The organism is Microbacterium arborescens (genome assembly GCF_030369635.1).
Classification (GTDB): Bacteria; Actinomycetota; Actinomycetes; order Actinomycetales; family Microbacteriaceae; genus Microbacterium.
In genome coordinates this window covers 72,051-91,497 of sequence record NZ_CP128474.1, presented here as the reverse complement: position 1 = coordinate 91,497, position 19,447 = coordinate 72,051, and the positions used below count along the sequence as shown (strand labels likewise).

The 19,447-nt window shown below is 69.2% G+C and carries 21 protein-coding genes; 13 read left to right on the top strand and 8 right to left on the bottom strand.

Translation table 11 applies throughout. The features are described from left to right. Positions 1-37 precede the first annotated feature (37 nt). Both mmsB and mmsA read right to left on the bottom strand, forming a co-directional pair. Positions 38-1,381, bottom strand: coding sequence for a multiple monosaccharide ABC transporter permease (mmsB, locus tag QUC20_RS00475; RefSeq protein ID WP_289330585.1), 1,344 nt, complete (start codon positions 1,379-1,381; stop codon positions 38-40). Then, on the bottom strand, positions 1,378-2,901 hold the full coding sequence (gene mmsA, locus QUC20_RS00470) for a multiple monosaccharide ABC transporter ATP-binding protein (protein ID WP_259455352.1): 1,524 nt from the start codon (positions 2,899-2,901) through the stop codon (positions 1,378-1,380). Before mmsA ends, mmsB begins: the two co-directional genes overlap by 4 nt. 178 nt (positions 2,902-3,079) lie before the next feature. Between mmsA and QUC20_RS00465 the strand changes: the two genes are divergently transcribed. After that, positions 3,080-4,087 (top strand): LacI family DNA-binding transcriptional regulator, encoded by a 1,008-nt coding sequence (locus QUC20_RS00465; protein ID WP_289330584.1) that lies wholly within the window; start codon positions 3,080-3,082, stop codon positions 4,085-4,087. 25 nt (positions 4,088-4,112) lie between these two features. Continuing rightward, positions 4,113-4,745 carry a LysE family translocator gene (locus QUC20_RS00460; protein WP_289330583.1) on the top strand — a complete coding sequence of 211 codons (633 nt, stop codon included), beginning with the start codon at positions 4,113-4,115 and terminating at the stop codon, positions 4,743-4,745. 287 nt (positions 4,746-5,032) lie between these two features. Here the strand turns inward: QUC20_RS00460 and QUC20_RS00455 are convergent, their stop codons facing one another. Together QUC20_RS00455 and QUC20_RS00450 are read right to left on the bottom strand one after the other, a co-directional pair. Further along, complete coding sequence (locus QUC20_RS00455) at positions 5,033-6,412, bottom strand: HNH endonuclease signature motif containing protein (protein WP_289330582.1); 1,380 nt, start codon at positions 6,410-6,412, stop codon at positions 5,033-5,035. Between the two features lie 145 nt (positions 6,413-6,557). Next, positions 6,558-7,304: a GNAT family N-acetyltransferase gene (locus tag QUC20_RS00450; RefSeq protein ID WP_289330581.1), complete on the bottom strand. Its 747-nt coding sequence runs from the start codon at positions 7,302-7,304 to the stop codon at positions 6,558-6,560. Between the two features lie 183 nt (positions 7,305-7,487). Between QUC20_RS00450 and QUC20_RS00445 the strand changes: the two genes are divergently transcribed. Next, positions 7,488-8,204: a Pr6Pr family membrane protein gene (locus QUC20_RS00445; protein ID WP_289330580.1), complete on the top strand. Its 717-nt coding sequence runs from the start codon at positions 7,488-7,490 to the stop codon at positions 8,202-8,204. Here the strand turns inward: QUC20_RS00445 and map are convergent. Further along, positions 8,188-8,958, bottom strand: coding sequence for a type I methionyl aminopeptidase (gene map, locus QUC20_RS00440; RefSeq protein ID WP_289330579.1), 771 nt, complete (start codon positions 8,956-8,958; stop codon positions 8,188-8,190). The two genes, QUC20_RS00445 and map, sit on opposite strands and share 17 nt — an antisense overlap. Before the next feature lie 58 nt (positions 8,959-9,016). Between map and QUC20_RS00435 the strand changes: the two genes are divergently transcribed. Further along, positions 9,017-9,280 (top strand): helix-turn-helix domain-containing protein, encoded by a 264-nt coding sequence (locus tag QUC20_RS00435; RefSeq protein ID WP_120264468.1) that lies wholly within the window; start codon positions 9,017-9,019, stop codon positions 9,278-9,280. A 31-nt stretch (positions 9,281-9,311) separates the two neighbouring features. Here the strand turns inward: QUC20_RS00435 and QUC20_RS00430 are convergent, their stop codons facing one another. Beyond that, positions 9,312-9,803 (bottom strand): FBP domain-containing protein, encoded by a 492-nt coding sequence (locus QUC20_RS00430; RefSeq protein ID WP_289330578.1) that lies wholly within the window; start codon positions 9,801-9,803, stop codon positions 9,312-9,314. A 518-nt stretch (positions 9,804-10,321) separates the two neighbouring features. Here QUC20_RS00430 and QUC20_RS00425 point away from each other — a divergent pair. The 4 genes from QUC20_RS00425 to QUC20_RS00410 all read left to right on the top strand — a co-directional run bounded on the left by QUC20_RS00425 (position 10,322) and on the right by QUC20_RS00410 (position 12,859). Beyond that, positions 10,322-10,789: a hypothetical protein gene (locus QUC20_RS00425; protein ID WP_289330577.1), complete on the top strand. Its 468-nt coding sequence runs from the start codon at positions 10,322-10,324 to the stop codon at positions 10,787-10,789. Between the two features lie 20 nt (positions 10,790-10,809). Continuing rightward, positions 10,810-11,304: an RNA polymerase sigma factor gene (locus QUC20_RS00420; RefSeq protein ID WP_289330576.1), complete on the top strand. Its 495-nt coding sequence runs from the start codon at positions 10,810-10,812 to the stop codon at positions 11,302-11,304. Positions 11,305-11,386: 82 nt separating this feature from the next. Then, positions 11,387-12,070, top strand: coding sequence for a hypothetical protein (locus QUC20_RS00415; protein ID WP_289330575.1), 684 nt, complete (start codon positions 11,387-11,389; stop codon positions 12,068-12,070). An 81-nt stretch (positions 12,071-12,151) separates the two neighbouring features. Continuing rightward, the gene (locus QUC20_RS00410) at positions 12,152-12,859 is read left to right on the top strand and encodes a phosphatase PAP2 family protein (protein ID WP_289330574.1); all 708 of its coding nucleotides are present in this window, start codon (positions 12,152-12,154) and stop codon (positions 12,857-12,859) included. Here the strand turns inward: QUC20_RS00410 and QUC20_RS00405 are convergent. Beyond that, complete coding sequence (locus QUC20_RS00405) at positions 12,804-13,250, bottom strand: hypothetical protein (RefSeq protein ID WP_120264470.1); 447 nt, start codon at positions 13,248-13,250, stop codon at positions 12,804-12,806. The genes QUC20_RS00410 and QUC20_RS00405 overlap by 56 nt on opposite strands. A gap of 158 nt (positions 13,251-13,408) precedes the next feature. On the opposite strand from QUC20_RS00405, the gene QUC20_RS00400 reads away from it, so the two are divergent. Then, positions 13,409-14,077: a peptidylprolyl isomerase gene (locus QUC20_RS00400; RefSeq protein ID WP_120263864.1), complete on the top strand. Its 669-nt coding sequence runs from the start codon at positions 13,409-13,411 to the stop codon at positions 14,075-14,077. Between the two features lie 168 nt (positions 14,078-14,245). After that, entirely contained in the window at positions 14,246-15,118 is an 873-nt protein-coding gene (locus tag QUC20_RS00395; RefSeq protein ID WP_289330573.1) for a helix-turn-helix transcriptional regulator, read from the top strand. 44 nt (positions 15,119-15,162) lie between these two features. Here the strand turns inward: QUC20_RS00395 and QUC20_RS00390 are convergent, their stop codons facing one another. After that, complete coding sequence (locus QUC20_RS00390) at positions 15,163-16,371, bottom strand: MFS transporter (RefSeq protein ID WP_289330572.1); 1,209 nt, start codon at positions 16,369-16,371, stop codon at positions 15,163-15,165. 299 nt (positions 16,372-16,670) lie between these two features. Between QUC20_RS00390 and QUC20_RS00385 the strand changes: the two genes are divergently transcribed. The 3 genes from QUC20_RS00385 (at position 16,671) to QUC20_RS00375 (ending at position 19,318) form a co-directional block, all read left to right on the top strand. Beyond that, positions 16,671-17,657, top strand: coding sequence for a methionine ABC transporter ATP-binding protein (locus QUC20_RS00385; RefSeq protein ID WP_289330571.1), 987 nt, complete (start codon positions 16,671-16,673; stop codon positions 17,655-17,657). Continuing rightward, positions 17,654-18,397 carry a methionine ABC transporter permease gene (locus QUC20_RS00380; RefSeq protein WP_289330570.1) on the top strand — a complete coding sequence of 248 codons (744 nt, stop codon included), beginning with the start codon at positions 17,654-17,656 and terminating at the stop codon, positions 18,395-18,397. Before QUC20_RS00385 ends, QUC20_RS00380 begins: the two co-directional genes overlap by 4 nt. Before the next feature lie 78 nt (positions 18,398-18,475). After that, positions 18,476-19,318 (top strand): MetQ/NlpA family ABC transporter substrate-binding protein, encoded by an 843-nt coding sequence (locus QUC20_RS00375; protein WP_289330569.1) that lies wholly within the window; start codon positions 18,476-18,478, stop codon positions 19,316-19,318. Positions 19,319-19,447 lie beyond the last annotated feature (129 nt).

Genomic DNA, 19,447 nt, shown 5'->3' with positions numbered 1-19,447 from the left:
TTTCTTCGGTGCGGAGAGCCATCAGCGAGCGGTGTCGTCATCGACGACCGGCATCGACGGGCTGACTGGTCTCATTGGTTCCGGCGGTCGGCAAGACAGTCGGAGGTGTGGGGACGTCGGCTCGGGCACGGCGTCGCGCCGACCAGAGGCCGATGATCGACGGGCGCCCGGTCGCCTTGCTCAGCACGTCGATGCCGACGGCGAACAGCAGCACGAGGCCCTTGATGACCGACACGAGGTCGGCGCCGGTGCCGACGAGCTGCAGGCCGTTGTTGAGGAAGGCCATCACGAGTCCACCGATGATGGCGCCGATGACCGTTCCGATGCCGCCCGAGACCGCGGCGCCGCCGATGAACACGGCCGCGATCGCGTCGAGCTCCCACCCGTTGCCGTCCTGCGGCCCGGAGGCACCCGAGCGGGCGACGAAGATCATGCCCGCGAGCGAGGCCAGCACCGACATGTTCATCATCACGAAGAAGTCGACGCGGCGGTCCTTCACCCCTGAGAGCGTCGCTGCGAGACGGTTGCCGCCGACCGCGTAGATGCGTCGGCCGAAGGTCGTGTTGTTGGTGATGAACGAGTACAGGATGACGAGCGCGACGAGGATGACGCCCGAGATCGGGAAACCGGTGCCCGGCCGCCCCGTGGCGAACAAGTACGCGGCGATGAGGATGACGCCACCCACGACGACGACCTTGAGGATCGAGACCCACAGCGGGGCGGATTCGGCGCCGGTCTTGGCCTGGCGCCGGCGCAGGCGGATCTCGTTGACGACGATCCACAGCGCTCCGAGGACGCCGAGTGCGAGCGTCAGCACGTTGAACGGCAGCGGGATGAAGGGGAGCTCGGGCAGGTACCCCGCGCCGATCATCTGGAAGTCGGCGGGCACGGCGAGCGTGGTCGACTGCCCGACGATCTGGTTCAGACCCCGGAAGATCAGCATCCCCGCGAGGGTGACGATGAACGCCGGCACGCCGATGTAGGCGACCCAGAATCCCTGCCACGCGCCGATGAGCACGCCGACGACGAGGCCGAGCACGATCGCGAGCGACGATGGGAGGTTCCAGTCAGCCATTGATTTCGCCACCACGATGCCGGTGAAGGCGGCGACCGACCCGACCGACAGGTCGATGTGCCCCATGATGATGACCATCACCATGCCGATCGCGAGGATCAGGATGTAGGAGTTCTGGTTGATCGCGTTGATGAGGTTGCCCGACGACAGGGTCAGACCGTTCGTCCAGATCTGGAACACGAGGATGATCAGCACGAGCGATCCGAGGATGCCGAACTGCCGCAGAGTGGATTGTCCGCTGCCGAACGCTTTGCGGATGTCGGCCAGCCCGCCGGTGCGGACGGGGGCGGTGTCGGGCTGAGTCATGCGGTCACTTTCTTTCCACGGTCTGCGGTCATGCTCCGCATCAGTTCTTCGGGTGTGGCTCCGCGCGCGTCGATCTCGTCGGTGATGCGACCCTCGAAGACCGTGTAGATGCGGTCGGCCATGCCCAGAAGCTCCGGCAGCTCGCTCGAGATGAGCAGCACGCCCTTTCCCTGCGCGGCGAGGTCGTTGATGATCGAATAGATCTCGTACTTCGCCCCGACGTCGATGCCGCGGGTGGGCTCGTCGAGGATGAGCAAGTCGGGGTCGGTGAACATCCATTTGGCGAGCACGACCTTCTGCTGGTTGCCACCCGAGAGTTTCGAGACGCCGTTGTCGACGTTCGACGTCTTGATGCGCAGCCTCCCCCGGTAGTCGTCGGCGACCGCTCTCTCCTCGTCTTTGCGCAGCACACCGTGTGGCGCGATCTTCCGCAGCTTCGCCGAGACCACTGACCGTCGGATCGGATCGAGCAGATTGAGCCCGAGCACCTTGCGGTCCTCGCTGACGTAGGCGAGACCGTGCGAGATCGCCGCGGGCACGTCCTTGAGCGTGACGGGCTTGCCGTCGATCAGGATCTGGCCGCCTTCGTAGAAGCCGTATGAGCGGCCGAACAGGCTCATCGCGAGTTCGGTGCGGCCGGCGCCCATGAGTCCGGCGAGCCCGACGACCTCGCCGCGGCGGACGGTGAGGTGCGACGATTTCGCGACCAGGCGGTCGGCGTTGAGCGGATGCCGCACCGTCCAGTCGCGAACCTCGAAGAAGACCTCGCCGATTCTCACGTCGCGCGGCGGGAACCGGTTCTCGAGCGAGCGTCCCACCATGCCGCGGATGATGCGGTCCTCGTCGACGTCGCCCGCGTGGACGTCGAGCGTCTCGATCGTCCGGCCGTCGCGGATGATCGTGATCGAGTCGGCGATCTGGGCGATCTCGTTGAGCTTGTGACTGATGATGATCGAGGTGACGCCGCGGTCGCGCAGATCGGTGATGAGGCCGAGCAGGTGCTGCGAATCGTTCTCGTTCAACGCGGCGGTCGGCTCGTCGAGGATGAGCAGCTTGACGTTCTTCGAGAGGGCCTTCGCGATCTCGACGAGCTGCTGCTTGCCGACACCGAGCTGTTTGATGGGCGTAGCCGGGTCGTCCCGGAGGCCGACCCGTTCGAGCAGTTCGCGCGCCCGGGCTCGCGAGGCGTCCCAGTTGATGCGCCCGAATCGGGCGATCTCGTTGCCGACGAAGATGTTCTCCGCGATCGAGAGTTCGGGGATGAGCGCGAGCTCCTGATGGATGATCGCGATGCCGGCATCCTCGCTCGCCCGGATGTCGCGGAACTGGGCGGTCTGCCCGTCGAAGACGATGTCGCCTTCGTAGGTCCCGTACGGGTAGACACCCGAGAGCACTTTCATGAGGGTCGATTTACCGGCGCCGTTCTCGCCGCAGATCGCGTGGATCTCACCGGCCTGCACCGTGAGCGACACGTCGGCGAGGGCGATGACGCCGGGGAACCGTTTCGTGATGGAGCGCATCTCGAGCAGGGCCCGCCCGGGCTCGCCGGATTCTGATTCGATCACCAAAGCTCCTCTGCCCCAGCTCATCGGATGTCAACGTTGTCATCGAGCGACGTCACTCTACGCCCCGCCCCGCGATGTGTGAAGCATCGCCCCGCAGATAGAATGTCTATCGTTGTCATCGGAGGGAGCGAGGATGCCGAATCCGACGCGGGCAACGATCCAGGACGTCGCCCGGCTCGCCGGGGTGAGCGCGAAGACCGTCTCGCGCGTGTTCCATGGGTCGGACCAGGTGCGGGCAGACACACGCGCGCGGGTGATGGATGCCGCCGAACGTCTGCGATTCCGCCCGAACCGCGTCGCGCGGGATCTGCGCCGCGGCGGGGTGACCAACACCGTGGGGTTCGTGATCGGCGATATTCAGAACCCTTTCTACTTCACCGTGGCCGGCGGTATCGAGTACGAGCTGGCGCAGCACGGGTACACGATGCTGCTGGCGACGACGGATGATTCGCCTGAGACGGAGCGCCGCGTGGTGGATGCTGTGCTGTCGCAGGGCGTGCGCGCGCTGCTGCTGATCCCCGTCGCCGACGATCAGTCGTATCTCGAAGCGGAGCGGCACTTCGGCACACCGATCGTCGGCGTCGACCGACCGCTCGAGAACCTGCTCTCCGACACGGTCCTGCTCACCAACCGCGCCGGGATGGCCGAGGCCGTGCGGTCGCTGACCGCTCGCGGGCATCGCCGGATCGCGTTCGTCGCGAATCCCGCCTCGGTGCACACGGTTCGCGAGCGGTTGGCCGGATACCGCGACGCGCTCGCGGAGGTCGGGGTGAGCGAGACCGACCGCTGGTTGGTCCTCGGCGACGACCCGACGGCGAGCACGCGTGACGCCGTCGTCGAGCTGATGCGCTCGAGCGATCCGCCGACCGCGATCGTGACGGGGAACAACCGGGCGACGACAGCGACGTTGCAGGCGCTGCGCGACCTCGAGTCGCCGTGCGCACTGATCGGCTTCGATGATTTCGAGCTCGCCGAGATGCTGGGGATCTCCGTCGTCGCGCACGATGCGCACGCGCTCGGGCGCGCAGCCGCGCTGCTGGCCATCGATCGGATCGATCGCCCGACGGCACCGCCGCGACGCGTCGAGATCGCGACGTCGCTGGTGCAGCGCGGGTCGGGCGAGCGTCCGCCGCATGACTGAAACATCGACGGAGTAGCGTTCGCTCGTGATCCCGTTCGAGAACCTGCTGGCTTTTCTGCTCACCGCGGTCGTCATCATCGTGATCCCTGGACCGAGCGTGCTGTTCGTCATCGGGCGGTCGATCGCGTTGGGGCGTCGCGCTGGGGTGCTCAGCGTCGTCGGCAATGCTCTCGGCACCGTGCCCGCCGTGATCGCGGTGGCGTTCGGCGTCGGCGCGATCGTCGCGTCGTCGGTCGCCGCGTTCACCGTGATCAAGATCGCGGGAGCCGCCTACCTGGTGTGGTTGGGCGTGCAGGCGATCCGCCATCGCCGCGCGAGCATCCACGGGTCGGGGAACGAACGGACCTCGCCGACGCGTCTGCTCACTCAGGGGTTCGTCGTCGGTATGACCAACCCGAAGACGATCGCGTTCTTCGTGGCGGTGCTGCCGCAGTTCGTCGCCCCCGGCGCCGGACCGATCTGGATGCAGCTCCTCGCGCTCGGCCTCCTCTTCCAGGTGCTCGCCGTCGTGTGCGACAGCATGTGGGCTCTGGCGGCGGGTACCGCTCGTGCGTGGTTCGCCACCTCGCCGCGGCGCATGTCGACGCTCGCCGGGACGGGCGGCGTCATGATGATCGGCCTCGGGGGCACACTGGCATTCGCTGGCGCGAAGAGCTGACGACGCACCGCACGCGGACGGGTCCCGCTACGTCAGGACGTCGAGCAGGAAGAGCGCTGCAGTCGACGAGGCTCGCGGGAACGAGGGAAACAACGCCCGCGAATGCCGCGACAGCGAGCCACCGCCTGGATCGGGGAACCAGGGTCTCCCGATCCCGGGCACGCAGCCCGTCAGCAATCCGGTCATTCATCTCGACGCGACCCTTTCCTCCCCTCGACCCTCGCATAGCGTCCGCGCGCATGTCAGAGGGATGCGAGCATCGCCGCACCGCACACGCCCAGCAGCCCTCAGAAGGGTGGCGGTTCGTGTGGCGGTGCTCCGGCAGTTCGACCGCCCGGTGGTGGATCGTCGGTGTCGGCGGTTTCGGTGGTGAAGCAGACCGCGGGCACAGGTGCGTCTTCGCGGTAGACCCGCCCCAGGGGTGAGGTCCATTCGAGGACCCCGCCGCCGACCTGTCGTACTTCCCACCGGGTGAATTGCTTCATCGAGTGGTGTCGCTGGCATAGGTGGGCGAGGTTGTAGATATGGGTGTGGCCGCCGAGGGCGTAGTCGATGGTGTGGTCGAGTTCACAACGGATCGCGGCCCGGCGGCATCCGGGGAACCGGCAGTGCTGGTCACGGGCGGTGAGGAGCTTCTTCATCGCCGTGGTGGGCCGGTACGTGTCGATCTCGACCGGGGTGCGGGTGACGGGATCGATGAAGAGTCGGTCCCACTCGGAGACCTGTCCGGCGAGCTGCCGGGCGGTGTCGGAATCGATCAACCCGGCACTCACCGTCTCAGCCGGGTGCTCGTCCGAACCCATCAGAGTCTCGGCCGTGACGGCGACCTGCACGCGTGCGCGGATCGCTCCGAGCCCGCCGGCCCGGTCGGTCCCGCGGGTGGGGTCGACCACGGGTGCTCCGCTGAGGACGAGGTCGCCGAGGATGTCGGCGCGCAGCTGATCCATCGTTCGCGTGTCAGACGGTTCATCCGTGCCCGCGGCATCGGCTCCGCCCGCGGCGGCACCTTCTGCCCGGGCGTCTTTCACGGATTGGCCCATCTGGGTGAGTCGGTCGAGTATCCCCACCGCGATGACGGTCGGGACGGTCGCGATGACGTCGGACATTCCATCCACCCCGTGCAGGACCCGCACGCACCGCCCCGCGGCGGCTTCTCGGTGCCGATCGGTGAAGGTGCGTTCGTGGAGCCGTTCTGCCAGGGCGCGCAGGGCGGGTGTGACCCGGGTGGCGATGTCGCGCTCGCATATCGCGATCGCGGCGGTCTCGAACTCTCCCCGCACCTCGCCCGGCAGCCCGGTCGCCGCTTTCACGACCACGTCGACGTGGTCACGGGTGATCCGCCGCTGCTCCCACGCCGCGAACACGGCCGGGTAGTCATCGACGATCGTCAACGCGTGGTCGATGTCGGCCTGCAGCCGCCGGTCGCTGCGCCGCGCCAGCCCGGCCGCTTCGGCCGCGACCGACCGCAGTTCCATGTCCGACGCCATCCCACGCACCCCGTCGCGGCGCGCCTCACGAAGCGCTGACCGCCCCAACTCGGCCAGGGCCCGCACCGATGCGATATCCGCGTGATGCACCAGCGCGAGCGCCTCACGGTATGCCGCGATCGCAGGGCCGTGCGGCGAGCCGACGAGCCCACCCGCACCACCACCCATGTTCGCTGACATGTTCCCATTGTGGCAGTCAGGTCAGACATTACCGTCGAACAAAGATGCGAACTGCAAAACTCGATCAAGCCACTCCCTGGGGAGGAATCACCGGGTTACGAGACGCGCTGAGCCCGAGACCCGCCCAGTCACGAGACCCGCCGGGTCAGGGAACCTGCACGCCCGTGAAGTTCGTCCGTTGCCGCAGCTCGAATCCGAGCTTCTCGTAGCCGGCGATCGCATTGACGTTCGACGCCGCGGCATGCATCATCGCACGGCCACCTCGCTGCTGGATATGGAAGGCCACATCCAGCACCAGCCGCGACGCCAGCCCCTGCCTGCGGTACGCCTCGTCCGTCGCGACCGCGCTGATCTCGGTCCACTCGCCCGGCTGCAACCGTTCGCCAGCCATAGCGATCAACCGGCCGTCGCGCCGAATGCCGATGTACCGGCCGAGAAGGTAGGTGCGCGGGCGGAAGGGACCGGGCCGGTTGCGCTCGACGAGTGCGAGCATGTCGGCGACATCCGCCTCTCCGAGCTCGATCGCCTCGTCATCCGGCCGCGGGCGCAGACGGTCCGTCTCGACGAGCTGCACTCCTGCTCCACCGAACGTGCGGACCCAGCCCTCGGGCAGTTCCGGCTCGGCGCTGCCGGCGCCGGCGCCGGTCGCATCCGCGCGCAGGGGCGTGCTGATGCTGAACTCGTTGCCCGAGCCCACCACGCTCGCGAGCGAATCCCACACCGCGGGGTCGTCCCACGTGCGCACGCCCACGAAGCCGGCGACGTCGTCGGGATACCGGCGGACGAGGTCGTCGCCGATGGCGAGGTGCGCGTGCGCCCCGGTCAGCGAATGCCACGCGGCGTTGTCGCGAACGTCGGAGTCTCCCAGAACAGGAGGGGTGGTGATGGTCATCAGGTTCGTCCTCTCACGCGCACCGCGGGTCGCATCCGTCGCGGTCGCCGTGGGACCCAACGCGCAGAAGCGCCGATCCATGCCCGCGGATGCCGCATGGCGACGCTAGCCGCGACCCGACGCGGCATCCCGCACCGCCGCCACATGCGTTCACGTGAGCTCCGCGAGCGATAGTGTGCCCTCGTGCAGAGCTCGAGGCAGGCGACGGCGTGGTCGCTTCTGCGTTTGGGGATGGCGATCGTCATCCTTGCCGCGGTCATCACCCAACTCACCGTGTCGCTGATTCGCACAGCCGAGACCGGCGGCGATGTCGCGACGGTGTTCGCGAACTTCTTCAGCTTCTTCACGATCCTCTCGAACGTCGTCGCAGCGGTGGTCCTCGCGACGGCGGGAATCCGCTCGCTCACTCGCCCCGCCGAGGCGCGATCGTCGCTGGGGCTCTCCGCCGCGCTCGCCTGTGCGACGACGTACATGGTCATCACCGGGGTCGTCTACAACGCACTCCTGCGCGGGATCACGCTTCCGCAGGGATCCGAGCCGGTGCCGTGGTCCAACGAGGTGCTGCACCTGATCGGCCCGATCTTCCTCGTGCTCGATCTTCTGATCGGCACCCGCCGCCGCGCGGTCCGCTGGCAGGTCGTGTGGGTCGTGATCGCCTTCCCGCTGCTGTGGGTCGCCTATACGCTGATCCGCGGCCCGCTCGTGACGAATCCCACGACGGGCGAGCCCCACTGGTACCCGTATCCGTTTCTGAACCCCGACAACCCGGGAGGCTGGGGCATGGTCGCGGCGTATGTGGTGGTCATCGCGATCGCCTTCGTCGTCGTCGGCTTCGGCACCGTATGGGTCACCCGACGTCGTGCCCGCACCCTGCCGGCTCAGGTCATCGCGGCAGAGTGAGGATCTCCGCCGCCCCGTCGGTGATGGCGATCGTGTGCTCAGTGTGCGCGGTGAGGCATCCGGTCGAACTGCGCAGCGTCCAGCCGTCCGCATCGGTCATGAGCACGTTCGTGTCTTCCATGACCCACGGCTCGATCGCGATGAGCAGCCCCGGTCGCAGGATGTAGCCCCGCCCGGGCCTCCCGGTGTTGGGGATGTGGAGGTCGCCGTGCATCACCGACCCGATGCTGTGTCCGCCGAACTCCGTGTTGATGGAGTACCCGGCACCGGAGAGCACGTTGCCGATCGCGCGCGAGATGTCGCCCACCCGGTTGCCCGCGCGTGCGACCTCGATCCCGGCCGCGAGGGCACGCTCGGTCGCGTCGATCAGGGCCTCCGCCCCGTCCGGGCGCCGGTCGCCGACGACGAAGCTGATGGCCGCGTCGGCGGCGAGGGCGTTCTTGATGACGGCGAGGTCGAGAGTGAGGAGGTCGCCGTCCGCGAGGCGGTAGTCGTGCGGCATCCCGTGGAGCACCGCATCGTTGACGGCCGTGCAGATGTAATGACCGAAGGGCCCCCGTCCGAAAGACGGGGCGTAGTCGACGTAACAGGACTCCGCGCCACTCTCGGCGATGAGCTCGCGCGTCCACTCGTCGATCTCGAGCAGGTTCGTGCCCACCTGCACCCGGGAACGGATGTCGCGGAGGATGCCGCCGACGATGGCTCCCGTCTCGCGGGCGCGGTCCACCTCGCGCGGCGTGAAGATCTCGATCATTCGTGGCTCCTCCGGTATAAAAATACCGGTCAAACTATACCGGTACGATGAGCGCATGATGGTCCGTCGCGCGCTCACGCCCGAAGCCGTCGAGCGCGGCCGCCGCCTCGGCGCACACCTCCGGCGAGCGCGGGGCGACAGGTCGATCACGGACGTCGCCGCTGCCGCCGGCGTCTCGCCCGAGACGCTGCGGAAGATCGAGACCGGCCGCCTCGCGACCCCGTCGTTCGCGACCGTCGCCGCTGTCGCCACGAGCCTCGGGCTCTCGCTCGACACGCTGGCGGCCGACGCGATGCTTGCGGACATCGCGACGACGGCCTGAACCGCGCGAGCGGCGTGGCCCGTCGCGCGGTTCAGGCCCCGTCGCGCAGGTCGCGGAAGAACGCGTCGACGTTGGTCTGCAGCATGGCGATGCGGCGATCGCGCGCTGCGGCGGCGTCGAACCCGAGGTAGGGCGGCGGGTCGAGGCGACGGACGTTGCGCGAGCACTCGAACCCCGAGCACAGCAGCGTCCCGACGGTATTGCCCGCGCGACCGGCCTTGCCCGCCCGCTTCGCGGCGAAGAAGACAACCTCGTTGGGGAGGGTGACGTCGCAGCACCACGAGCACTGCGGACGGGTGCGCGTGGCCTGGTCGGCCTGTCGCAGCTGCAGGCCGACGGCCTGCCCGTCGACCTCGGCGACGACGAAGCCGAGCAGCGGGGTCTTGGGGTCGCGCCACCCGTAGCAGTCACGGGTCGACCAGTCGACGTCGCCGAGGTCGGCGGGGACGACGAGCGAGTTGCGCTCGCGGAGCGAGACGTTGACGAAGGAGGAGCGAATGGACTTCGCGGTGAGAGCGAACATGAAGGGTCCTGTCTGAGTACGCGTTCGCGCACCACCGTCGCATCACGCCAGGAAGAGACGGCGAGCGGACGGTCGTGAGCGGATCATCCCGGAACGACGGAGTCGTCGCCCGGGACCGGGAGAGCGCATCGCGGACACGGGTCGACGCGACGCGCGCCGGATCAACCGGCGAGGAGGACGAAGGATGCCGCGCCTGTGCCGCCGGCGCTGAGCGCGCCGGAGACCCCCTCACGCCCAGAGGGCATCGGCAGACGGACGGTACTCACACGCCCAGGCTACTCCTTACCCGCCCGGGCGCAGCGGTAGCGGACGACCGCCTCGGGTCGTGAAGGCCGTCGGACCGCCACCGGGCGACGCGACCAACGTGGCTCGCACCCTCCGCTCTGACTTTCCGCTGTCGTGCAACGTTTGGACGAGTGCCGGCCATGTACGTGGTGAGCATCTAGGAGGACGCCATGGACACATCGATCGATAGCCTGCTGCGGGCAAGTGCCCCGCACCGCGCATCAACGGACGGAATGGTCGCAGCTGAAATCGACCGCCTTGGGGTCGCGGCGCGTGTTCGCGCGGCGCGGCGACGCCGTGTCCGCCGCCTGTCGTGGGTCGCGGTGCCCGTGCTCGCCCTCCCGGGGATCGCACTCGCGTCCACAGCCGGCACCGACCCGCGAATGATCCCCGATCTCGAGATCCCCATCTCGTACGTCACCGACACCGGCCGCGAGATCTCGTGCTCGATCGAGCTCTTCAACGGCGAAACGAACTACTCCGAGACAAACACGAAAGCCGTCGAGTTCATCGCGGCGCAGAACTGGGACGGCGTAGGACAGCGGATCTACGACGAGGCCGTCAAACGCGACGTGGCCGGTGAATTCGCGCCATTCTTCGGGGCGGCGCAGGATGTGATCTTCGCTGGCGCCGACGAGTACATCCTCCCCGGCGACGGTGGTGTCGGCAGTGACACCGACTGCACGGGAGAGTTGCATTGACGGGGGCGCCTGAACCCGCTGTGACGAACGACGAGCGGGTCGCTCAGTTGGTGAAGGACCACGCCGGTTCGCTCCTGGACTACTTCGTGCGGCGAGTTCCCGATCGCGAGGACGCTGCTGACCTTCTGGGTGAGACGCTCGTCGTCGTGTGGCGGAAGGTGCGGCTTGTCCCTACCGACCCCGTTGAGGCGCGGATGTGGATGTTCGGTATCGCTCGCCGCTTGCTCTCTCAAAGCTGGCGGTCACGTGCGCGTCGGCATGCGCTCACAGACAAGCTCGCCCACCACCTCGCACATATGGCGCCGGCCGAGGAACACGACCACGCCGCCGACGTGCGCGCCGCGATCGCCGAACTCCAGACCATTGATCAAGAGATCATCCGCCTCGTCTACTGGGACGGCTTCACCCTGGCGGACGTCGCGCTACACCTCGGGATGAACCCCGCGACCGTGCGCAGTCGACACGCACGAGCACGGTCACTGCTGCAGACACTCCTCCAGCCCGAACGCGTCTGACAGGCCGTCGTCCTTCCCCAGTTCCTCGTCCCCTCAGCATGAACCCTGCCCGCCGGGGCGTCGCCGGCGATAGCATCCACCCGTGACGACGAATGATCGGGGGCGGCGCCTCGTCGAGCGAGCCGGGGCCCGGCTGGAGGAGCATCATCCCTCGTTCGTGACCTCGCACCCGACAGCGCTCGGCCTGGTGTGGATGATGGCCGTGGTGGTCCTGCTCATCGTGTGCGACCTCCTCGGCGGACCGCACTGGCTGCGCGCGACCCTCACCCTCACCGCGGCGCTTCCGCCGCTGGTAGCGACGCTCATCGTGCTGTCGCAGACCCCGAGATCGCACCTGGAGTACGAACCGTCGATCCTGACCCACTTCTTCGCACGCTTCCTCGCTCTCTTCAGCGCTTTCGTGTTCTGGTTGGGCTCGGTCGTGATCGGCGGCGCGATCGCCGTTCAGCTCGCCGACGAGAGCGGCACGAACATCGAGACGGCCTGGCTCACCGCAGCCGACCTCTTCGCGCGCATCGTTCCGCCGGTGACCGTCCTGCTGTACTGCGTGCTGATCATCCGCTATGCGGGCTACCTCGTGCGATTGCGGGGCTGGTCAGCGGTGCCCACGCGCCACCGCATCCCCGAGCACTTCCTCGCCGATGCGCCGCGTACGCGCCAGATCGTGATCGGGCTCGCGCATCCGGGTCTGCTGCTGGCCTCCGGACTGCTGTCGACGCTCGTCGCGATCGCGCTCACCCTGCGAGCGGAGGCGCTGCTCTCCTGAGCGAGGAATACACCTCGGGGAGGATGCGAGACCGCCTGAAAGCGGATGCCGCGCGACGCGGCGTTTCCTAGCGTGGCTGAGGTGAGCACCGCCGTACCCCGTTCCTCGATACTGCCTGTGTCCGCTGTCGCCCTGGTCGCGGCAGCCGCGCTGATCATTCCCTGGTGGGGCGCGAGCCTCAGCGTCCTGGTGACGCGCGAGGCGATGACCGTCGGACTCGCGCTGCCGGCGACCGCCTACCTCTCGGACGGCTTCCTGGCGCTCCTCGCCGTCGGCACGGTCGTATCACTGGCGGTCGCACTGCGGGGCGGCTCGCGACGCCGCATCATCTCGATCGCCGCGGCCGGCGGAGTGGTGATCGCCTACGCCACCAGCGAGATGGTCAAGGTGGCGCTCATGCAGGCCCGCCCGTGCACCCGCTGGACCGCGCTGACCGTCTGCGACCCCACGGACTACGCCTTCCCCTCGAACCACGCCGTGCTCGCGATGGGGGCGGTCTGGGTCATCGCTGTCGCCGCGCGCCGGGCGTGGGCGACGTGGATGGCCGTTGCCGCGGCGCTCATCGTCTTTTCGGGGCGGCTGTTCGAAGGCGCCCACTATCTGCATGACGTAGCCGCGGGATCGTTGCTCGGCCTCGCCGTGCCCGCTCTGCTGACGGTCATCGCGATCGCGGCGACGCGAGAACCGCGGGCGATCCCGCTCTCGCCGACCCCGGGGCTCAGTCGATCGGAGCTCAGTCGATCGCAGCGCGAACCAGATCCCGCACGCGACGCTCGACCTCGGGAGTGACCTCGACGATCGCGAACGACGTCGGCCACATCGCCCCGTCATCGAGCGAGGCCGTCTCGTCGAAGTTCAGCGTCGGATAGCGGGTGTCGAACTTCGACTTGGGCTGCACGAAGATGACGACCTTGCCGGCGCGCGCATAGGCGGGGAATCCGTAGAACGTCTTCGGGTCGAGGTCGGATGCCTCCTCCGAGACGATCCGGTGGACCATGCGGGCGACCTCGCCGTCGATCCCCGCGAGCGCGTCGATCGCCTCCATGCACGCCTCGAGCTCCTTCGCGAGCTTCGCGGCGCCCTTCAGCCCCTTCGTCGAACGCAGCTCCTCGGCCCGCTGCTTCATCGCGGCCTTCTCCTCGTCGGAGAACCCGGCACCGCCCGCCGTGTTGTCACCCATCGCCACCCCTTCCGCGGCCCGCGACGCGAGCATCACGGTCCGATCGTGCCACTCGCAGCGCGTGCTGGCCAGCTCCGGCATCCGGGCCTCGCTCCCGCTACCGAATCGCGTCGATTCCGGTGCCCGGCAGGCGGCATCCGAGACCGTAGGCTCTGATCATGCGCGCTCGCCTCGGTTCCGCCCTCCTCGTCCTGTCGGCTCTCGCTCTCGCCGGATGCGCATCGTCGCCCACGCCAGCCGAGCCCGACACGATGCCGACCGCCGAGACCGTCCCGGAGGGCGCCTGCGCCTACGTCGAGGCTGCTGGCGGCGTGCGCGACGTGCAGCTCCCGCCCGCCGAGTCGGAGGTGACGGGTCAGGTGTCGGCCGTCCTGCAGACGTCGGCCGGCGACATCCCCATGACCCTGGATGCCGAGCGCACGCCCTGCACGGTGGGCAGCTTCGTGTCGCTCGCCGAGCAGGGGTACTACAACGACTCGCCCTGCCACCGCCTCACCACCTCGGGTATCTTCGTGCTGCAGTGCGGCGACCCGTCGGGAACCGGCCGCGGTGGCCCCGGATACAACTACGCCGACGAGCTCGACGGCAGCGAGACCTACCCGGCCGGAACGGTCGCGATGGCCAACGCCGGGCCGAACACGAACGGCTCGCAGTTCTTCCTCGTGTACGAGGACACCCCGCTGCCCGCCAAGTACACCGTCTTCGGCACGCTCGACGAGGCGGGCCTCGCCGTCGTGCGCGAGGTGGCCGCGGCCGGTGCCGAGGGCGGCGCTGCCGACGGCGCGCCCGCGACTCCGGTCACGATCACCGGCGTCACGCTCGGCTGAGCCCGAGGCGGGCGGCGGCGGCGGCGGGGCGAGGACGCACCCTCTCGGCGAGAGCGCACCGCGCCGGGTGCGTGCTCGCGGCGGCGGTGCGTTCTCGCGCGCGAGCGCGCGGGGGCGCCCGGGGACGCGCGGCGGAATGGGGCCGCGGGGGATGGCGTTGTCGGAAGCGTGATCGCGCTCGAGCAGGCCCTGGCATCCCTCGAGATCCGTCCGGGCACGGCCCGCCGAACGCACCTCGCCCCCGACGGGTCGCTGCACCTCGGCACCGGCGAAGCCACGCTGGTCTATGTGCGATCGGGCGAGATCACCGGGGATCCCGCATCCGGCACGAGCTGCACGGTCGCCGGGCTCTCGGGCGATGCCGCCGCCGCTTCCGGGGCGCGCACGCTCCTCGCCGGCGACGCCTTCGTGAGCCTCGGATGTCGTCCGATCTCACTGACCTCGCAGTCGGGCGCGCAACTCACCGTCGTCCCGGCCGACGTCTCGCTCGCTGCCGTGACGCCGCTGCCTCCGTTCGTCTTCGTCGACGGTTTCGTCGCACTCGAGCCTGCGGCGGCCGCACTCGTCAGCCACCTCGGCGCGGGTACCACCTCGGCGCGATCCGGCGACGCGGTGATCTGCCGGATGATGGTCAAGACCGTGCTGCTCTCGGCCATCCGGGCGTGGGCGGCGCACACCGCCGGCGCCTCGGTCTGGCCCGCACCGACAGTCGACCCGTTCCTCAGCCGCGCCGCCGAGGCCGTCGCCGCCGACCCCGGTCACGACTGGACCATCGACCAGCTCGCGAGCCTCAGCGCCATGTCGCGGACAGTGTTCGCCGCACGGTTCCGGCGCGCTTACGGACGCTCTCCCGCGGGCTACGTCGCCGAGATCCGGATGCAGCACGCCAAGGACATGCTCGAGTCGGGTGCGTCCGTCTCGGATACCTCACGCGCCCTGGGCTACGGCTCGGACGAAGGCTTCAGCCGCGCTTTCCGCCGCCACACCGGGATGGCGCCCTCGCTGTGGCGCGCCCGGGCGTCGGCGGCGGCGTTGCGCTGACGACCACGCCGCCCCCGGCGCGGCACCTCGCCGAGGGAGCCTCGTCAGGCGTGCCGCATCCGGTCGGCCTCGTGGGTCCGGACGACCCAGCCGAACAGCACCGCGCCGACCGTGAGCAGCGACAGGGCCACGATATCGACGGCGACGACACCGGCGAGATCGACCAGCAGCCCGCCGAGGCCGGCCGCGAGCATGATCGCGAGCTGGAAGCCGGTCACGGTGAGGCTGCCGCCGGCCTCGAGCCGGTCGGGCATCCGGTGACCCGCCCACGTGTTCACGATGATGAGCCACGACGCGAAGAAGAACCCCCACGCGAACACGGCGGCGATGACGACCGGAATCGACCCGGGCAGCAGCACCAGGAGAGCGATCGCGGCGGCGATGACGACGGGCGCCGTCACGGCGAGCACGCGGAACGCTCGGTCGACGAGCAACCCGATCGCGAGGTTCCCGATGAGCCCGCCCGCGCCGAACACCGCCAGCAGCAGCACGATCGTCTCGGCGCCGACATCCGGAACCCGCTCCAGCGCCAGCCGGATGTAGGTGTACGCCAGGAAGTGTCCCAGCACCACCAGGACATGGCCGATCATGCCCGCTGCGACACCGGTGCGCCGGAGCGAGTCGACGAGCAGCCGCAGACTGGACGTCGCCGCGGCCGGCACGGCAGGCAGGGTGAGGCGCACGGCCAACGCGACGGCAGCCGTCGCCACCCCCACGACGGCGAACGCGATGCGCCAGTCGAGGGCCTCGCTCAGGAGCACGCCGAGCGGCACACCGGCCACGGTCGCGAGCGACACTCCAGCGGAGGTGAACATCATCGCCCGACCGATGCGGTCTGGGCCCGCGAGGCGGGCGGCGACCGTGATCGACATCGACCAGAAGGCGCTGATCGAGGCGCCGAGGAAGAAGCGTGCGACGAGGATCGTAATGAGGTGCGGTGAGAGCGCGACGACGATGCTCGACACGGATGCCGCCGCCGCGGCCCACACGAGCAGAGTCCGTCGATCCATGCGCGGGAAGACGAGGCCGACCGTCGGGGCCACGATGAGCCCGGCGAGCGCGGTGACCGTCACCGTCTGACCCGCCTGCCCGGGCGTCACCCCGAGGCCCGCGGCCATCTCGGTGAGCACGCCGTTGGGGAGGAACTCCGCGGTGACCACGAGGAAGCCCATGAGCATGACGACGATGAGGCCGCCATATCTCATGGGCGCGGCGTTCTCGTGGGTCAGCGGGATGGGTGTGGTCGAGGTCATGCTTCCGATGCTCCTCGCTCCTCCGGCTCGGCGCCCGACCGAACGTCCGCGGCATCCGACCGTCCGGCCGGTGCCCGCGTGTGGCGGCGCGGCCCCGAGAACGCACCCTTCCCGCGAAAACGTACCGTTCAGGGTGCGCGCTCGCGGCGACGGTACGTTCTCGGGCGGCAGCCCACGTCCGCGCGACCGCAACCGTCGACGACATCTGGGGTAACGAGAATTCGTCGAGCTGCGCGCGAACGCGAAACTCGGGGGTGACGCCGGCGACCCGACGGCGCTGACCTCCGAAAGGCCCGACCGTGATCGCGCTCGAGCACGTATCGAAGAGCTACGGCGGCTTGACCGCCGTCGACGACGTCTCACTGCAGATCCCCTCCGGGGAGATCTACGGCATCGTCGGCCAGTCCGGCGCGGGAAAGAGCACGCTCGCCCGCATGGTCAACCTCATCGAGCGCCCGGATACAGGCCGGGTGGTCGTCGATGGGGTCGATCTGACCGCCCTCGACCCGAACAGCCTGCGCACGGCACGCCGCCGGATCGGCATGGTGTTCCAGCGCTTCAACCTCCTCGGCAGCCGGTCGGTGCGCGGCAACGTCGAGCTCGCCCTCGAGCTCGACGGCAGCCCCCGGGCCCGGCGGCGCGACCGCGCGCAGGAGATGCTCGATCTCGTCGGCCTGGGCCACCGCGGCGATGCCGCCGTGCACGAGCTGTCGGGCGGGCAGCAGCAGCGCGTCGGCATCGCCCGCGCCCTCGCGAGCGGCCCGAGCGTGCTGCTCTCCGACGAGGCGACGAGCGCCCTCGACCCCGAGACGACGACGTCGATCCTCGACCTCTACCGCCGTATCAACGCGGAGCTCGGACTGACCGTGCTCCTCATCACCCACGAGATGGATGTCGTGAAGTCGACGTGCGATTCGGCAGCCCTCCTCGAGCACGGGCGCATCGTCGAGAGCGGTCGCCTGACCGACGTCATCCGCACGCCCGGCTCACGGCTCACCTCGCAGCTCTTCCCGCTCGGTCCGATCCCCGCCGGAGCCGACCCGAGCGCGACGGTCATCGACATCACCTTCGCCGGCGGCACCGCGGATCGTCCCGTGATCGCGAGGATCGCCCGCGATCACGACGTCGACGTGTCCCTCCTCGGCGCGCTCGTCGAGCAGATCGCCGGCACGCAGGCCGGCCGCACCCGGCTCGAGGTGCCCGCGGCCGCGGCATCCGCCGTCATCGCCGACCTGCACGGCCAGGGTCTCATCGTCGACGTCCTGCAGGGAGGGGATGCCGCGTGAACGAGCAACTGCTCAATCTGCTGCTGGTCGCCACCGGCCAGACGCTCTACATGGTGGGCGTCGCCCTGCTCGCGACGATCGTCATCGGCCTGCCGCTCGGCGTCGTGCTCGTCGGCACCGAGCAGGGACGCTTCCTCGCGACCCCGTTCGGCTCACGACGGGTCGGCATCGTCGTCAACCGCGTGCTCGACTTCATCGTCAACCTCGGCCGATCGGTGCCGTTCATCATCCTGATGGTCGCGCTGATCCCCTTCACCCGCCTCCTCGTCGGCACCTTCATCGGACCGACCGCTGCGATCGTGCCCTTGTCGGTCGTGGCCATCCCGTTCTTCGCCCGCATGGTCGAGATCGCGATCAAGGAAGTGGATGACGGCCTCCTCGAGGTAGCCGCATCGCTGGGGGCGAGCCGCTGGCAGCTCGTGACGAAGGTGCTGCTGCCCGAGGCCGCGCCCGCGATGCTGCTCGGCCTGTCGACGACCGTCACGTCGATCATCAATTTCTCGGCGATGGTGGGCACCGTCGCCGGCGGCGGTCTCGGCGATGTCGCCATCCGCTACGGCTACCAGCAGTACAGCTGGATCCACATCGTCAGCGTCATCGTCGTGATCTTCGCGATCGTCATGGTGCTGCAGGGCCTCGCGAGCTGGGGCGCCCGCCGTCTCGCGCGCCGCTCACCCCGCTCCCGCACCGCCGCCCCGAGCGCGCGGATGCAGCGGGCCGACGCCCGCAGCACCGCCTGACGCGCCCACCCGCTTCGCCCCGCACCGCCAGCTCCGCCCGCACCGCCAGCTCCGCAGTCATCCCGAGAGGAACCCTCCATGTCCCGCACGGCCCGCACCGCCCGCACCCCCCTCCTCATCGCCGCCGTCGCCTCAGCCGCCCTGCTGCTGGCCGGCTGCGCCGGCTCGCCGGCATCCGAGTCGGGCGGCGCCGACGGCGACAGCCTCGGCACGCTCAAGGTCGGCGCGCTGCAGACGCCCGCCGGCGACATCCTCAACCACATCGCCGAGAACGGCGCCGCGGAGCTGGGGCTGACGATCGAGTTCGTCCCGTTCACCGACTACAACACGCCCAACACCGCGCTCGTCGACGGTTCGATCGACGCGAACCTGTTCCAGAACTCGACGTTCCTCGAGAACTTCAACACCAACACCGGCTCCGACCTCATCAGCGTCGGCGAGGCCTACCTGCCTTCGGCCGCGTTCTACTCCAGCAAGGTCGACAGCCTCGACGACCTGGAGGACGGGGCGACCATCGCGATCCCCAACGACCCGACGAACGAGGGCCGTGCGCTCAAGCTGCTCGCGCAGGAGGGTCTGATCGAGGTCTCCGACGACGTCGTCGACCTGACCGGCATCACCGACAACCCGCGCGACTTCCAGTTCCAGGAGATCGAGAACGCGACGCTGCCGCAGGCCGTGCCGGACGTCGATGCGGCGTTCGTCACGATCAGCTTCGCGCTTCCCGCGGGCCTCACCGCCGACCAGGCGATCCTCACCGAGGGCGAGGGCAGCCCGTACTACAACGTGCTGGCCACGCGTCCCGACCTGAAGGACGACCCCCGGATCGTCGCGCTGTACGAGCTGCTGACCTCATCCGAGACCGCAGACTTCGAGAACGAGACCTGGGGCGGCCTCGTCGTCCCCGTCACGAAGGACTGACGCCTGCAGCAACTCCTCAGATCCGGCCGCCCGGCCCAACCGCGGCCGATCCCGCCGGATCTGAGGAGTTCGCGCACGTCCGTCCTCCCCCCGCCCCGCCCGGGGCACAACGGGCACGCCCCCGCTCAG

Excerpts from the sequence above, each read along its gene's own strand:
- QUC20_RS00430 (WP_289330578.1), bottom strand. The coding sequence starts at position 9,803 with ATGTTCGCTCTCACCGCGAAGTCCATTCGCTCCTCCTTCGTCAACGTC.
- mmsB (WP_289330585.1), bottom strand. The coding sequence starts at position 1,381 with ATGACTCAGCCCGACACCGCCCCCGTCCGCACCGGCGGGCTGGCCGAC.
- QUC20_RS00400 (WP_120263864.1), top strand. The coding sequence starts at position 13,409 with ATGCGCGCTCGCCTCGGTTCCGCCCTCCTCGTCCTGTCGGCTCTCGCT.
- QUC20_RS00450 (WP_289330581.1), bottom strand. The coding sequence starts at position 7,304 with ATGACCATCACCACCCCTCCTGTTCTGGGAGACTCCGACGTTCGCGAC.
- QUC20_RS00390 (WP_289330572.1), bottom strand. The coding sequence starts at position 16,371 with ATGACCTCGACCACACCCATCCCGCTGACCCACGAGAACGCCGCGCCC.
- QUC20_RS00375 (WP_289330569.1), top strand. The coding sequence starts at position 18,476 with ATGTCCCGCACGGCCCGCACCGCCCGCACCCCCCTCCTCATCGCCGCC.
- QUC20_RS00455 (WP_289330582.1), bottom strand. The coding sequence starts at position 6,412 with ATGTCAGCGAACATGGGTGGTGGTGCGGGTGGGCTCGTCGGCTCGCCG.
- QUC20_RS00435 (WP_120264468.1), top strand. The coding sequence starts at position 9,017 with ATGGTCCGTCGCGCGCTCACGCCCGAAGCCGTCGAGCGCGGCCGCCGC.
- mmsA (WP_259455352.1), bottom strand. The coding sequence starts at position 2,901 with ATGCGCTCCATCACGAAACGGTTCCCCGGCGTCATCGCCCTCGCCGAC.
- QUC20_RS00405 (WP_120264470.1), bottom strand. The coding sequence starts at position 13,250 with ATGGGTGACAACACGGCGGGCGGTGCCGGGTTCTCCGACGAGGAGAAG.
- map (WP_289330579.1), bottom strand. The coding sequence starts at position 8,958 with ATGATCGAGATCTTCACGCCGCGCGAGGTGGACCGCGCCCGCGAGACG.
- QUC20_RS00465 (WP_289330584.1), top strand. The coding sequence starts at position 3,080 with ATGCCGAATCCGACGCGGGCAACGATCCAGGACGTCGCCCGGCTCGCC.
- QUC20_RS00425 (WP_289330577.1), top strand. The coding sequence starts at position 10,322 with ATGGTCGCAGCTGAAATCGACCGCCTTGGGGTCGCGGCGCGTGTTCGC.